This is a genomic window from Thalassospira sp. NFXS8 (genome assembly GCF_040148805.1).
GTDB lineage: Bacteria > Pseudomonadota > Alphaproteobacteria > Rhodospirillales > Thalassospiraceae > Thalassospira.
Genome location: NZ_JAGEMF010000003.1, coordinates 241,234 through 255,556 on the forward strand (window position 1 = coordinate 241,234; position 14,323 = coordinate 255,556).

12 protein-coding genes are annotated in these 14,323 nt (G+C 52.7%); 3 read left to right on the forward strand and 9 right to left on the reverse strand.

Annotated elements, in window-relative coordinates; genetic code table 11:
• Positions 1 to 245: 245 nt before the first annotated feature.
• From J4E05_RS17480 to J4E05_RS17515, 8 genes are all read right to left on the reverse strand, one after another.
• Positions 246 to 1,040 (reverse strand): helix-turn-helix transcriptional regulator, encoded by a 795-nt coding sequence (locus J4E05_RS17480; RefSeq protein ID WP_349598163.1) that lies wholly within the window; start codon positions 1,038 to 1,040, stop codon positions 246 to 248.
• 52 nt (positions 1,041 to 1,092) lie between these two features.
• Complete coding sequence (locus tag J4E05_RS17485) at positions 1,093 to 1,269, reverse strand: FAD-dependent monooxygenase (protein ID WP_349598166.1); 177 nt, start codon at positions 1,267 to 1,269, stop codon at positions 1,093 to 1,095.
• A 115-nt stretch (positions 1,270 to 1,384) separates the two neighbouring features.
• Positions 1,385 to 2,452: an ATP-binding protein gene (locus J4E05_RS17490; protein WP_349598169.1), complete on the reverse strand. Its 1,068-nt coding sequence runs from the start codon at positions 2,450 to 2,452 to the stop codon at positions 1,385 to 1,387.
• Entirely contained in the window at positions 2,442 to 3,164 is a 723-nt protein-coding gene (locus tag J4E05_RS17495; RefSeq protein WP_349598172.1) for a response regulator, read from the reverse strand. The genes J4E05_RS17490 and J4E05_RS17495 overlap by 11 nt, the downstream gene beginning before the upstream one ends.
• Before the next feature lie 368 nt (positions 3,165 to 3,532).
• Entirely contained in the window at positions 3,533 to 4,930 is a 1,398-nt protein-coding gene (locus J4E05_RS17500) for an efflux transporter outer membrane subunit (RefSeq protein WP_349598175.1), read from the reverse strand.
• 2 nt (positions 4,931 to 4,932) lie between these two features.
• Complete coding sequence (locus J4E05_RS17505) at positions 4,933 to 6,879, reverse strand: MacB family efflux pump subunit (RefSeq protein ID WP_349598182.1); 1,947 nt, start codon at positions 6,877 to 6,879, stop codon at positions 4,933 to 4,935.
• A complete protein-coding gene (locus J4E05_RS17510; RefSeq protein WP_349598185.1) occupies positions 6,876 to 8,063 on the reverse strand; it encodes an efflux RND transporter periplasmic adaptor subunit in 1,188 nt (395 codons plus the stop codon). The genes J4E05_RS17505 and J4E05_RS17510 overlap by 4 nt, the downstream gene beginning before the upstream one ends.
• A 706-nt stretch (positions 8,064 to 8,769) precedes the next feature.
• A complete protein-coding gene (locus J4E05_RS17515) occupies positions 8,770 to 10,092 on the reverse strand; it encodes an aspartate aminotransferase family protein (protein WP_349598188.1) in 1,323 nt (440 codons plus the stop codon).
• Between the two features lie 106 nt (positions 10,093 to 10,198).
• Here J4E05_RS17515 and J4E05_RS17520 point away from each other — a divergent pair, with 106 nt between their 5' ends.
• The gene (locus tag J4E05_RS17520; RefSeq protein WP_349598191.1) at positions 10,199 to 11,050 is read left to right on the forward strand and encodes a LysR family transcriptional regulator; all 852 of its coding nucleotides are present in this window, start codon (positions 10,199 to 10,201) and stop codon (positions 11,048 to 11,050) included.
• Between the two features lie 27 nt (positions 11,051 to 11,077).
• Here the strand turns inward: J4E05_RS17520 and J4E05_RS17525 are convergent, their stop codons facing one another.
• Positions 11,078 to 11,953, reverse strand: coding sequence for a LysR substrate-binding domain-containing protein (locus J4E05_RS17525; protein ID WP_349598194.1), 876 nt, complete (start codon positions 11,951 to 11,953; stop codon positions 11,078 to 11,080).
• Between the two features lie 90 nt (positions 11,954 to 12,043).
• Between J4E05_RS17525 and J4E05_RS17530 the strand changes: the two genes are divergently transcribed.
• Positions 12,044 to 13,207 carry a trans-sulfuration enzyme family protein gene (locus J4E05_RS17530; RefSeq protein WP_349598197.1) on the forward strand — a complete coding sequence of 388 codons (1,164 nt, stop codon included), beginning with the start codon at positions 12,044 to 12,046 and terminating at the stop codon, positions 13,205 to 13,207.
• A gap of 56 nt (positions 13,208 to 13,263) precedes the next feature.
• Positions 13,264 to 14,289, forward strand: a complete 1,026-nt coding sequence (locus J4E05_RS17535) for an amino acid ABC transporter substrate-binding protein (protein ID WP_349598200.1) — start codon at positions 13,264 to 13,266, stop codon at positions 14,287 to 14,289.
• The last annotated feature ends 34 nt before the right edge of the window (positions 14,290 to 14,323 follow it).

Genomic DNA, 14,323 nt, shown 5'->3' on the forward strand with positions numbered 1-14,323 from the left:
TGCCTTGGCAACAGTCGGGTGTATCGCACCCTATCCCCAGGTGACAGAAATGACCCTTGGTTCTTCACCTGGGGTCTGGGTTCCATTGCACGAGCATCTGATGACAAACTGATATGCTGTCATGGAGTGTTCACCACTGATAGCAAGACGCGATGGATGACCGAGCGCATCTATAGCGGGGTGAATTTTACTTGTCCTGTCGCCACATGCACGTCCAATACCTCTCGCCAGTTCCCTTTTGGGTCCTAGCCTTTAAAGCGGTAATCCTTTCGTTGAGGTGTACAGATATCGCGAGATAAGCTGCCAGGTGGTACTCCGAAGACCTTTTTGAATTCCCGCGTGAAATGAGCCTGATCACTGAAGTCCATAAAAGCAGCGATCTCACTGAGTGCTAACCCTTCGCAGATTAATTCTTTGGCTTTTGCTATGCGAACCTGCCGCAAATATGTTTGAGGCGGTATTCCAACGATCTTGCTAAATGACCTCACCAGATGACTCTTGTGCACCCCCAATTTGTGTGCCAGCTCTTCGGTTTTTATCGCCTGTGTGGCGTGCTGCTGGATCAGCGAACAAGCCCGCTGCACTAACGTTCCAGAATCTTTGCTGGCAGCTCTGATTGAAAACTTGCAGGTCGTTAATAATCTTCGAAGCGCAAGCTCAAGAAACTTTCCGTCAGTCTGTGGTGTAAAAAGAGCGTCACAAAGTTCCTGTGTTTCATACCCTTGACCTGGCATTAAATTTTCAAAGTCAATTACCCTGTCACGAAGCTCTAGGTCGAGGCATTGAGCTACAAAGTTCTCCGTAAGATAGAGTGTTGTATATTCAGTATCCTGAATGGGGCAGTGTGCAGAATGAACTTCATATGGATTGAAAAAGAAGACCTCTCGTGCGCCTGCTGTACCGGTCCATCTGCGAGATGTGATCTCAGCAGAGCCCTGCTTTAAAGCGACAACTGAATATGTATTGTGGAAGTGGGGGGCAAACCTCTTCGCCAGTGCATGAGAGCGCAAAACTCCGCGTTCCTGAAGGGCGAAGGTCATCGAACTAACCTGTGTGCCGACTTGCCTCATTTGATTTAACAATACCCAGGTCCTAGAAGATTTCCAGTGCGCGCGATTGCAGGCCTTTGCTGCGCGAACCGCGAAAGGCGTCATACATCTTCTCTATCAGATGGACGGAAATTCCCCGTCGTGCAAGGCTGATTGCAAGCGTGAGGCCGGCCGCGCCCGCGCCGTAAATTAGCATGTCGATTGTGAAGTCTTTTGTCATGCTTACCTTTTGCGATAAGGGAAGAAAACCGACAAAATGCCGCAAATTGAGACATGCCGTTCAGCAACACCGGCATAGTCATCAGAGTAACCGGGATCTTCAGACATTATTACAATCAGACGATAGGTGACACTTGGCGTGGCAGCCGGATTTCGACGGTAAGACCGGGTTCCTTACCGGGTAATATAACTGCTTCGCCCCCATGTGCCTGGGCAATCGCCTTTACAATCGGCAAGCCCAAGCCGGAGCCACCAAGGCTACGCCCTCGTGAGTCATCCGCACGCCAGAACCGTTCGAAGGCGCGTGCGCGGCTTTCTTCGGGAAGGCCTGGCCCTGTATCCGTACAGCGGAAGAAAACATGCTGTTCGTCCGCACCGGTCTTAACATGCACTTTACTTTGCGGTGCATAACGACAACAGTTTTCAAGAACCGCAACGAAGGCCTGGCGCAAACGCGATTGATCAGCACTCAGAATGCCACTGGATAATTGTCTTGTTACCGTAATCCCGGCGGCAGCGAAATGATCCTCAAGCGAGGCAAGGGCGACCTTGGCCTCCATTGCAAGGTCAAGAGATGAATATTGCAGATCCAGCTGACCGGCATTACTCAGTGCTAGCGTTCGCAGCTCCTCTACAATGGCCGACAGATCATCCACATGGTTAATCAAGCGACCATATAGTTCAGGGCTGGGGGCAAAGGCACCATCTAGCAACCCCTGAAGCCGCCCACGCAGAATGGTCAAAGGCGTTCGCAATTCATGCGCAATTGCCGAGTTCGAGTATTTCAACTCGGCCTCTGCGCGCTGTAGTCGCCCAGCCATCTGATTGAAGTCATTGACGAGGTCGCTCGCCTCGCCAAAATTTCCGCGGCTCAATGAAGCGCGTGCTGAAAAATCGCCATTTGCTACTTTTCGCGCCGCCGCGCCAACAGATTTCAAAGGATCCACAATTCGTCGTGCAAGAACCCAGCCCAACAATGAGGCGGTTAATATGCCGATCCCCAATAGGAGGCCCAACGTTACGACATCACCGGTACGCAAGATCTCGTCGTCAGTAAATTCCGGATAGAGCCAATCATAAATGAAGAAAAAATAGGCACTTAACCCGAAATAAACGACGACGAAAGCAAGCATCGTAAGCGCGATCATCGCGCGAACGATGCGGGAATTCAGATTACTGGCCATATGTATTGTCCAGTCGATAACCAACACCACGAACACCGACGAGCAAACCATCTGCGCCAGCTGCTGCCAGTTTCCGACGCAGATTGCTGACATGACTGTCCACTGTCCGATCCAGTGCTTCCCCTTCTGGCAGGCACGCGTCGACCAGTTCCGAGCGCTCGAACACTCTGCCAATTCTTAAGGCCATATAAGCCAGAATACGAAATTCGGTTCTGGTAAGGCCGAGTGTAACCGGTCCCGCGGCGGCTTCGACCTCCACCCGATATGCCTGCGGATCAATGGTCAAGGATCCGACGCGCAACATTTGCTCGCTATCTCGGGCAACGGTTCGTCGTAAAACCGCCTTCACACGCGCAACAACCTCAAGCGGGTTGAACGGTTTAACCACGTAATCGTCTGCACCGATCCGAAGGGCCTGCAACTTGTCGAGATCCTCCGCCAGCGCGGTGACCATGATGACGGGCGTATCACCCCTGCGGCGTATCATTGCTAAAACCTCATAGCCATCCTGTCCTGGCAGCTTGATGTCCAGGACCACAAGGTCGGGCCGTAAACGCAAGTGATGCGCAAGCCCAATCGTGCCATCACCTGCGGTGACAACCCGGAAACCTTCGCGCGACAGATACGTGCCGATGATTTCGGCAATCTCGGGTTCGTCTTCGATGATCAGGATCAAGGCATTGTTCACGAGCATGTTTTCAATCTTTGACATTTCATCCAAAAGAACTCATTTGGCTGAGGTATCCAACACTTTGTATTGTTGGCAACCGCTTGAGAATACCATCATTTAGTCGCAAGCAATGTGGTGATTGAGACCTCGTTGAACATCACGGGCAATTTGTACTTAGCTTTTCACAACCGACCGCGTCCGCGCGCCCAGAGCACAGCATCCTTCATATCCGGATCGGCATTTGCAGATAACAGTCAACGGTTAACGGTTAACGGTTAACGGTTAACCTCCCTGTGTCGAGAGCGGGTTAAATGTTTGTGGAGGTTCTATGGAGATTTTCGATACCGGGAACTCCAAGGTGCGGGATTTAAGAATTGTGCCCCTGGTTTCTCCATACTGACTGGAGTACCCTATTGTTTCGCTGTGGCGACCTCGTTTCCGATAAGAGTGGTGCTGCCACCGAGCGCGCGATATAGAATGGATTCATTGACGAACTGTGCAAGCTGCACATCTGCAAGTGCCACTTCGGCGGAACGTCGGCGTTCCTGCGCGTCAAGCCAGATACGCATAGTGATGGCACCCGCCCGATAACGTGTTTCGGAGAGCTTCTCAACTTCCCGTGCTGCCACATAAGCATTAGTAAGTCGGCGTGACTGTTCTACATAGTTGGTGCGCGCACCAAGCGCATTGGCAACGTCGGCGAATGCATTTAGCAAAGTCGTTCGAAATGCCGCAACAGCCTCTTCATATTGTGCTTGTGAAACTGCGATTGTCAGATCCATGTCTTTTAGATTCAGGAATGACAGAACTGTTCCGGTACCCAGTGTCCCGACCGGATTGGAAATGAAAGATAAAAGTTGATTGCTGCTGGTACCAAGCTCGCCAGTAAGCGAAATGCCCGGATAGAAGCTGGTTCGCGTCGCATCCACATTTTTTAACGCCCCCTTTAACCGCGCTTCTGCTGCACGAAGGTCCGGGCGGCGGGCAAGAAGGTCTGCGGGCAAACCAGGCGTCATCGCTGGCAACTTCTGTCGCGGCAAGCTTTGTAATTCGGGAACCGGACTTGGCCTGCCGTTTAAAAGGACCGTAAGCACATTTCTCAGAACAAGGCGTGCCTGCTGCAATTCGGAAACGCGTGCGGCCTGTGTTTCGACAGTCTGTTCAACTTCCAAAAGTTCGAGTTCGGAAACGTCCCCGACATCCAGCTGTTTGCGGACGAGGTTCTGTACTTGCCTTACATAATCAAGACTGTTTTCAGCCGACGTAACTGCCTCATTCGCGTGCGCGATACGGAAATAGGTTTCGATTGTCATGCCGATAATTGCAAGACGGGCCGCTTCGTAATCCTCAAGCGTTGCCTCGGCTTCAAAGTTTGTATTATCGCGCTGCGCTGCCAGTTTGCCCCATAAGTCAACTTCGTAGGAAAGCCTGATTGAAGCTGACGAAGACGAGGTCGATACGGCATTTCCGTCAAGCGGCCTCGATCTCGAACTGTTAAGATTGCCACTCAATTTCGGGAATAAGGAATTTGCAGCAAGATCTGCTTGTAAAAACGCTCTGCGAACACGAACGGTTGCCGCGAAAATATCGTTGTTACGCGTAACAACTTCACGGATCAGCGTGTTTAGGTCGCGGTCTCCGAACGCAGCCCACCATTGATCGGCATCTACTTTGGCGATGTCGTTAGAAATCGAGGCAGGCCATGTCGGTCCTTCTGGCATATCCGGACGCAGATAGGTTGTTGACTGGCCCGTGCAACCGGCAAGCACGACAAAAACGCAGGGAAAAATCAATCTGACGAAAACCATGGTTACTCTCTTGAAAGCGCAACGACCGGATCAAGGCGCGAAGCATTGCGGGCGGGCAGAAAACCGAAAGCGAGGCCGATCAAAAGCGCAACCAGACACGCAAAAAGGATGGCATCAAAAGAGATGATCATCGGGAATTGGCTGTCCTCTCCGCCGAAGGCAATTGCTGTGGCGAAGGCCAGCCCGACGCCGAGGAAAGACCCGGCAATGCAAATCGTCACGGCTTCAATCAGGAACTGAAGCATGATGTCGATACGACGTGCACCGACCGCCATGCGCAGGCCAATTTCACTGGTACGCTCGGTGACCGAAACCAGCATAATGTTCATTACGCCAATGCCGCCGACGATCAGAGAAATCACCGCAACAGACGAAATCAGTAGCGTCATTTTCTGCGATGTCTTTTCCAGGATCCGACGTAACTGGTCGCTGTTGAAGACAAAAAAGTCCTGCGTGCCGTGACGACGTGTCAAAAGACCGACGATTGCGCGTTCAGCAATAATCGTGTCTATATTGTCCGAGATACGAACGGTTAACCCGGCAAGGCTTGTTGCAGCGCCAAGCAGCCTGCCGGCCACGGCAGTATAGGGAATATACATTTGCAGGGTTTTACCGGACATGCCGGAACGTGAGGTCACCGTGCCAATAATCACCACCGGCACACGATCAATCATAACGATTTTGCCAAGCGGAGATTGATTCCCCGGAAAAAGCGTCGATACGGCGCGTTCCTCTATCACGGCCTCCTGTCGGCGTTCCGCAATACTGTCGGCTGAGAACCCGTTACCACGCACGATTCTGAGGCCATTTACCCGGAAATAATCCGTGCCGACACCGTCAATGTTGGCTGACATGCTGGAGCGGCCGACCCGAATGCGCGTACTCGTCGATACCAGCGGTGTAACGCTGTCGATATAGTTTTGCGCAGACAAAGCCTCGGCGTCGGAAACCACCAGCGTCCTGATGCTATCGACGCGCTCGTCGTCCCAGCCGTGCCCGGGGAAAATGGAAAGGGTGCTCGCACCAAGTTCGCTGATTTCGGCCAGGACTCTCTGGCGTGTCCCTTCGCCCAGACCGACGACTGAAACGACCGCAGCAATGCCAATTATGATCCCGAGCATGGTAAGGAATGTACGGACCCGATGCGCGGCCAATGAACGCAACGCCATTGGGAAAGCTTCTGAAAACCGTCGATGAAAACCGGACAGAACGCCAACAGGCTCTGAATTTACAAAGGAAGGTGAAGGCGCATCAATGGCAGTTACGCGGCACCGCTTGTCCGACAGAACAAGGCCATCACGGATTTCAATGATACGATCAGCATGGGCGGCGACCTCCATATCGTGCGTGACCATAATGACAGTATGGCCGTCCCGATGAAGCTCTTTAAGGATCTCAAGAACGGTTTCACCACTTTTACTATCAAGCGCCCCGGTTGGTTCGTCGGCGAGAATGATATGCCCACCATTCATAAGCGCACGCGCAATCGACACCCGTTGCTGCTGCCCGCCGGAAAGCTGACCCGGACGGTGATCAATGCGCGCACCAAGGCCAAGGCGCTCCAGAAGCCCTTTGGCCCTTTCGCACCGGGTGACAGAATCAATACCGGCATAAACAGCTGGCATCGCCACATTATCCGTTGCGTTGAGCGTGCCAAGCAAATGATAGCGCTGGAAGATGAAGCCGAAATGCTCCCTTCGCAATGCAGCCAGTTCGTCCGCGTTCAAACCGGCAACACTATGGCCACCGACGCGGTAATCACCCGTAGTTGGCTGATCAAGGCAGCCAAGAATATTCATCAGCGTCGATTTTCCCGACCCGCTGGCACCCACGATCGCGACGAGCTCACCGTTGTCAATACGAAGGTCGATACCCTTGAGTGCGGAGACCGTCTCTTCGCCTGCTTTAAATAGCCGCGTGACGTTCTCTATTTCCAGTAAAGCGCTCACATCATCCCCATAGCGTTAGAGTCTGACGCCTGACCATCTGCCGGAATGACAACTTCCTCGCCAACCTTAAGGCCTTCAATCACTTGCGCCTTGATCCGGTCTGTCAGTCCTATTGTGACAAGACGTTCGGAAATTTCGCCTGAAGGCGACCGCACACTCATGTGATAGCGACCGTTCTGATCGCGCCCGGTTAGTGCTGACCAAGGCACAAGCGGGACGTTTTGCGCTTTTCCCACAACAATGGTCACAAGAGTGGTCATCATGGGGCGCAATTGGCCATCGGGATTTGGCGTTGTGAATAGTCCGTTGAAATAAACAGCCTGTGCTATCTGCCCGGCTGTTGCCGAGGTCGTTGTTGATTCCGCCGCGATTGATGTCGGGGCGGGGGCGATCTGCTCCAATTTGCCAGCTATCGGAGTATGGGTTTCGCCCATAATCGTGAAACGCACAGTTTGGTCCGGTTTTACGCGGGTGATATCGGCCTCTGATATTTTGACCTTTACCTGCATTACATCAAGCTGCGCTAGCACAACAATCGTCGGCACAGCCAGGTTGGAGTTCAGTGTTTGGCCAGCTTTGGTTACGACCGCAACCACAACGCCATCCATTGGTGCGACAACCTTCGTGTAGCCGAGATTGGCTTTCGCGTTCTCGACTTCCACTGTGGCTTGGGCAATCTGCGCTTCCAACGCATCTATATCAGCTGCGAGTACTTTGAACGCAGCCTCTGCTGTCTCAAGCTCGGCCACAGATGCGGCCTGCTGAAGCGCCATACTTTTCTGTCTGTTGTAGGCTTGTTCCGCCCGTTTGAGTTCAAAGCCGCGGGCTTTGCGCTGCGCCTTGACATTGGCAAGAGCTGCTTCTGCGATGCGAAGGGCATATTCCTGTGCCGTCGGGTCGATTTCGGCGATCAGGTCGCCTGCCGTGATTTTTTGACCAAGTTCAACATGCAGTGCCTTTAACTGACCTGAAACCTGCGCACCAATGCTTACGATGCTGGCAGGTTCGAGTTCGCCATAGGCAAGAACTGTTTCCTCGATTGTGCCCAACGAGACAAACTCGGTAAGCACAGATGCTGGCGGCTTTTCCTCAAGAACACCACGGGCCGAGGCAATTGCCACGAGCGCCACGATAATTATTCCCCCAATGACCAGTGGGCGGCCAAAGCTATTCGAAAGTTTCATTCTTGTTGTTACCAACTGAAGTTTATTTACCAGGGAAAAGCGACCACCCTGCTGCCTTTTATCTCGTCAGTCTCCGCGACGTCAGCGTGACGGGTATCAGCGGATGCATCCTGCGTAAGATGAAAAGGTTCCATGAAGATCGCTTTCTTCCGGACCCTTTCACGCAGCAATGAAAGTTGAGTAGAGGTTATGTGGAGGTTTGGTGGATGCGTATTTATTCGCTTTGCTCACCAGCACTGAGGTTGTGTTAGCAAACAAGGATCGAGTGCGATCAATGATCGGTGTGCAGGGAATACGACCTTGGAATTTTGACCTTGGCCCTTTAAACCCGACCAGAAGAACGTAGAGTCTGTCATCAGGAAGCGGGCGCAAGCTTGCCCCGGGGATTTGGGTGCCGTTGGCCGTGACTGGTGGATCCAATGAACGTCATTGACGGCTTCATCAATGGTTGCCGTTTTCGTATCCTGCGCATTATTGGCGATTATGGCCTCTAACGCCTGGCACTGTATTATGCCACAAAAACCGATGCAGAACGGTTTTGCCCGCAAGACAATGGTTTTAATGCCATATGAGGACACGCGTAGTTGAAGGCGCGCGTATCCTCATATGGACGTTAGCTTGTTTTATAGTCGGATTATGGCACCCTTTGTAAAAGTGATTATGAGTCCGGGTGTTGTTGTTTCAGGTGGCCTGTTTTGATTAGGAACTAGCGTTGCGCTGCTTGAATGGCCTCGGCCATGATGTCGAGGCCACGGTCGATTTCATCGTCTGAAATTGTCAATGGCGGTGCAATTCGAAAAACAGCGCCCATTGCGGGAACCTTGACGATATTCATGCTCAGGCCGCGGGCAAGGGCTTCTTCGCCGATGCGGTCGCCCATGGCAAGGTCGGGCGTGCGGCTTTGGCGGTCGGTAACAATTTCAAGTCCAAGCAATAATCCGCGGCCCCGAACATCACCAATGCAGTCAAAACGTTGCTGCAATGCCTCAAGGCCGGTGCGCAGATGTTGCCCGGCTGATGTGGCACGCTCGATCAGGTTTTCACGGGCGATAACATCCATGACCGTGATGCCAATGGCGGCGGGCAGGGGGTCGGATACATGGGTGGTTAGAAAAATAAAGCCGCGATCATGGGCTTTCTGTTCGATTTCGGTGCTGGTCAGAACCGCCGAAAGCGGCAAACCGGCACCCAGCGTTTTGGAAAGGGTCAGAATATCGGGTGTGACACCATCGCGTTCAAAGGCAAACATATGGCCGGTGCGACCCATGCCGGTTTGGGCCTCGTCCAGGATCAGCAACATGCCGCGTTCGTCGCATTTTTTCTTAAGTGCTGCCAGATAGCCCAACGGTAAATCAATGATCCCGCCCGACGACAGGATGGGTTCGGCAATAAAAGCGGCCAGATTGCCGGTTGACTGGCTGTCGATCAGGTTAAAGGCATCGTCAAGTTCGGTTTGCCAGTCCAGCGAGCCATCGGTATGGGTGAAACGGGGGCGATAGGCATGGGGGGCGGGAATGGCAAAAGAACCCACCGAAACCGGGCCATAGCCCTTGCGTGCTGCACTATAGGTTGCGGCTGCAGCGGCCCCTGTCATGCCGTGCCAGCTTTTGGAAAACGCCACAATTTCGTGTTTACCGGTAACAATTTTGGCAAGGCGAATGGCGGCTTCGTTCGACTCACCCCCGGTCGAAAGCAGCAAAACCTTTTCGAGGCCCGGGGTGATGGAACCAAGACGTTGCGAAAGCTCGATCACCGGGCGCGACAACATGCCGCTAAAAAGATGGTCCAGCTGGCCGATATTGTCCTGAACGGTTTTGACGATTTCGGGGTGAGAATGGCCTAAAACCGCGCTCATTTGCCCAGATGTGAAATCCAGGATGGGTTCATTCGCCAAATCATAAACATAGCTGCCCGAAGCACGGCTGATGATGCGTTTTTCAAATTGCGGGCCATAGCGCATGACATGATCGGAGATTGCCGACCACAAGGTAGGATCAAGGTTGGGATTGTCGGGTTTGGTGTTGCTCATCAAAACGGCTTTCTGCTGATTGGCGGGTGAAAAGCATTTTGCCTTGCCAAAGCCATTCAGCCAAATTCATAATATAAAAATGCGATATCAATAAAATTGATGGAAAATGCAGGATCTGGAAATATTTTTACTGCGCAGTTTTGTGGCAGTGTCGCGTGCGGGTTCGGTCAGTGAAGCCGCCCGGAAGATTGGGCGCACGCAATCGGCTGTCAGTATGCAAATGCAACGCCTTGAAGACGCCGTCGGCCAGCCGGTTTTACGCCGCACAGGGGGCGGGGTAGAATTAACGGCGGCGGGTATTCGTATGCTTTCCTATGCCGAACGCATCTTGGGTGCCCATGACGAAGCAGTTGCTGCCATATCGGGCACAGCCCTTCACGGCGCGATCAGCATCGGGTGTCCGGAAGATTATATGACGGCCTTTTTTCCCGGCTTGCTGCGTGGTTTTGCCACCCTTCATGGTGGTATTGAAATTGAGGTTGTTTGCGCGGGCACAGTAGAATTACGCCAGCTTTTGCAACGGCGGCAAATCGACCTTGCGGTGCTGTCTGTGCCAGAAGATGCCGACCGAGCCCGGATTATTCGCCCGGAATCTTTTGTCTGGGTAGGGAATGGTCCCGATCCGGCAATTCTGGCGCGTGAAGTACTGCCAGTGGCCCTGTCTGCGCCTGGAACACTGGATTACGAAGCAGCCATTGGGGCAATGGACCGGGTGGGGCGCGCCTATCGTATTGCATTTGCAAGTAACAGCCTTGCCGGGCTTTTGGCCGTTACGCGCTCTGGCGAGGCGATCAGCGTGGTGACGCGTGCTGCTGTCCCATCTGATCTGTTTGTTTTGCAAAATGGCCTTCCTGCCTTGCCTGATATTGGCATTACCCTTGCCTATGCGGCCCTTAAACCACCGCCGATTGTTAAAACATTTGGCGAGTTTATAAAAACATATATGGCTGAAATCTAGACGAATTCTTTAGCCAGATTTAAGCGGTTATCTGTGTGACAGCAGGATCCCGCTAAATTCGCGGATCAGCCGTGATTTTTGTACATTGGCCGGATAAAGCAGCAGCGATCTGAAAATGACATCGGGTTCAAACGGACGGAAAATGACATTTCGTTTTGCGTAAAGACCTGTAACCATCGGATTGACAAGGCCGACAGCGTTGCCATCTTCGGCAAGGGCACAGATGGTCGCCGAATTTGGCGTTTCCAGTGCATAATCAGGTGTTATACCCTCAGCCTCAAGCAAGGTATCCAGCCTTTGGCGTGCGCGGTCTTCGGCGACCAGCCCCAACAGCGGTACATTGTTAAGGTCAGCAGGTTTTATGATTTTTTGTGCCGTCAGCCGGTGATCTTTTGGCATGGCGATAACGCCAGCGTAACTGCAAAAAACCTGGCTATCGACGCCTGAATTATCAATTTCGTCGGCGGCGATGCCAATATCGTATTGCCCATCGACAATGCCATTACGAATATCGGCAGATGATTTGACATGAAAAGTCAGCCGGATATCCGGATGCCTGGCGCGAAATGTACGAATGGCGGAAGGCACAAGGCTAACGCTGCCCGCAGCAAAACAGCCGATCCGCAATGTACCTTCGCCATAGTCCCGAATACCGGCTGCTGCTGCGCGCAGACGATCCAGCCCGCGAAAACTTTCATCCACTTCGCGAAAAAACAGGCGTGCTTCCGGTGTGGCAACCAGGCGTCCGCGTATACGATCAAACAGTGCAAAGCGTACAGCATGTTCCAGGTCGCTTATCAGGCGAGAAACAGCAGGCTGGGTAATGCCCATGATTTCGGCGGCACGAACGGTCGAGCCCGAAATCATGAGGGCATGAAATGCCTCGATCTGGCGGTATTTCATATAACATTTCCACATAGAGTAATGATGAACCATCAGTATATTTACTAGGGTGGTCGTGCAACTCTCTTTGAAACCCAATCGGAGAGTTTTATGCGTGATTTTACCCTTAGCGTTCATCACCCTGCCGTTGCAGAAGATGAATTTTCGTCTTTATGTGTGGCAACGCAGCGGGCATCAACCATTGTTTTTGACAATGCCGAAGCCTATGCCACCCGTGGTCAGCGTGACCTTGACAGTTATTCATATGGCATGCACGGCACCCCGACACAGCGTGTTCTGGAGGCGCAGTTAACCGCACTTGAAGGCGGGGTTAAAACAGTTGTTGTTCCATCGGGCCAGGCGGCCATTGCGGCTGTTTTTTTAAGTGTTCTCAAACCGGGCGATCATGTGTTGATTGCTGAAACAGCTTATCCGCCGGTGAACGGCTTTTGCCAGAACTTCCTCGCCCCGCTGGGCATGACATGGTCGACGTATCCGCCTGGTATCGGTGCAGGGATTGATGCCCACATAACAGCGGAAACCCGCCTGATCTGGATGGAAAGCCCTGGTTCGACGACAATGGAGATCGAGGATGTACCTGCCATTGTCGCCTGTGCCCGCGAAAAGGGTATTTTAACTGGTATTGATAACACCTGGGCAACCCCGTTGTTGTTCAAGCCCCTGGCGCATGGGGTTGATTTTTCCATGCAGGCATTGACCAAATATCCCGGTGGGCATTCGGATATTCTGATGGGGTCGGTTACGGTAAATCGTATGGATTTACGCAAAGGCTTGCGTGATGTGATGCGAATGCTGGGTTTTCATACCGCCCCTGACGCCATTTCACTGGTATTGCGCGGGTTGGAAACAATGGCAGTACGGGTTGCGCATTCCGGTCGTGTTGCCAGTGAAATTGCCCACGAGCTTGTCGCCCAATACCCCGTCGAGGTTCTATCGCCAATATTACCCGAAAGCCCGGGGCATGCGCTTTGGGTGCGTGATTTTACCGGTGCCAGCGGTCTGTTTTCGGTGGTTTTGCCGGTGGAATGGGAAAGCAGACTGGATGCTGCTTTGAACGGGCTCAGGATCTTTGCAATCGGTGCGTCCTGGGGAGGAACGCGCAGTTTGATTGCACCGATGACTGTAAACAGTCATCGAACCACACCGCACCCGCGAAACGAACGCATCATATTGCGTCTCAGTATCGGGCTTGAAGACCCGGAAGATTTGCGGGCGGATCTGCGTACGTTTTTTGATCTGATGGCACAGGCCTGAGGTTGGAAACGCGCCGTATTACGCGGCTTTGAATGATAAAATATCAGGAGGTAAAAATGGGATATAAAACGAAACTTGCGGCAATTTGTCTGCCCGTGGCGGGGATGTTGTTTGCAATGACGGCGCAGGCCGCCACCACGCTTGATACAGTAAAGGAACGCGGACGCCTGATTTGCGGCGCAAGTCAGGGCACACCGGGTTTTGGCGCCCCCGACGATAATGGATACTGGCGCGGGCTGGATATTGAAACATGCCGGGCCGTTGCAGTTGCAGTGCTGGGGGATAAGGATGCGGTTGATTTTGTGCCCCTTTCCGGGCAGCAGCGCATTCCTGCGTTACAAACCGGGGAAATTGATATTTTGCCCCGCACCCTGACCTGGACATTGCAGCGTGATGCAAATGGCATCAATTTTACCCAGCCAAATTATTATGAATATACCGGTTTCATGATGCCAAAATCCCTTGGGATCACGCAGGTTGAAGATATGGCGGGGGCATCGGTTTGTGTTCAGACGGGGTCGACGACCGAAGTTGTCGTCAACGATGTATCAACAAAGCATAAGCTCGATTTGCAGCCGGTTGTTTTTGATAATACTTCGGCCGCACGGCAGGCATTTTTCTCTGGCCGTTGTGATGCGCTGATTACCGATGCCGGGGCATTGGCATCGGTCCGGGCAAGTATGGCAAAAAACCCCGATGATTATATCATTTTTCCTGCCACCCCTTACGTTGATGCGCTGACCCCGGCCGTCAGACAGGGGGATGACCAGTGGATGGATATTGTACGCTGGTCCATTCAGGCCCTGATTGCCGCCGAAAGTTTTGGCATTACCCGGGAAAATGTTGATGCCATGCTAGACAGCAAGGACCCGCGCATTGTGCGGTTTCTGGGCAAGGACCCGGGAAATGGTACCGCCCTTGGCTTAAAGGATGACTTTGCCTATCAGATCGTCAAGGCGCTGGGTAATTACGGGGAAATATTTGATCGTAATGTGGGCAAGGATAGTCCGCTGAAACTTGAACGTGGTTACAATGCCCTGTTTAAGGACGGCGGTTTGATGCTTCCTCTGGCGTTTCAATAAGCCATGTTGCAGTCCCTTTGGTATTCGGACCGGT

Coding starts and splice junctions, on each gene's coding strand:
- J4E05_RS17480 (WP_349598163.1), bottom strand. CDS start 1,040: ATGACCTTCGCCCTTCAGGAACGCGGAGTTTTGCGCTCTCATGCACTG.
- J4E05_RS17485 (WP_349598166.1), bottom strand. CDS start 1,269: ATGACAAAAGACTTCACAATCGACATGCTAATTTACGGCGCGGGCGCG.
- J4E05_RS17490 (WP_349598169.1), bottom strand. CDS start 2,452: ATGGCCAGTAATCTGAATTCCCGCATCGTTCGCGCGATGATCGCGCTT.
- J4E05_RS17495 (WP_349598172.1), bottom strand. CDS start 3,164: ATGTCAAAGATTGAAAACATGCTCGTGAACAATGCCTTGATCCTGATC.
- J4E05_RS17500 (WP_349598175.1), bottom strand. CDS start 4,930: ATGGTTTTCGTCAGATTGATTTTTCCCTGCGTTTTTGTCGTGCTTGCC.
- J4E05_RS17510 (WP_349598185.1), bottom strand. CDS start 8,063: ATGAAACTTTCGAATAGCTTTGGCCGCCCACTGGTCATTGGGGGAATA.
- J4E05_RS17515 (WP_349598188.1), bottom strand. CDS start 10,092: ATGAGCAACACCAAACCCGACAATCCCAACCTTGATCCTACCTTGTGG.
- J4E05_RS17520 (WP_349598191.1), top strand. CDS start 10,199: ATGCAGGATCTGGAAATATTTTTACTGCGCAGTTTTGTGGCAGTGTCG.
- J4E05_RS17525 (WP_349598194.1), bottom strand. CDS start 11,953: ATGAAATACCGCCAGATCGAGGCATTTCATGCCCTCATGATTTCGGGC.
- J4E05_RS17530 (WP_349598197.1), top strand. CDS start 12,044: ATGCGTGATTTTACCCTTAGCGTTCATCACCCTGCCGTTGCAGAAGAT.
- J4E05_RS17535 (WP_349598200.1), top strand. CDS start 13,264: ATGGGATATAAAACGAAACTTGCGGCAATTTGTCTGCCCGTGGCGGGG.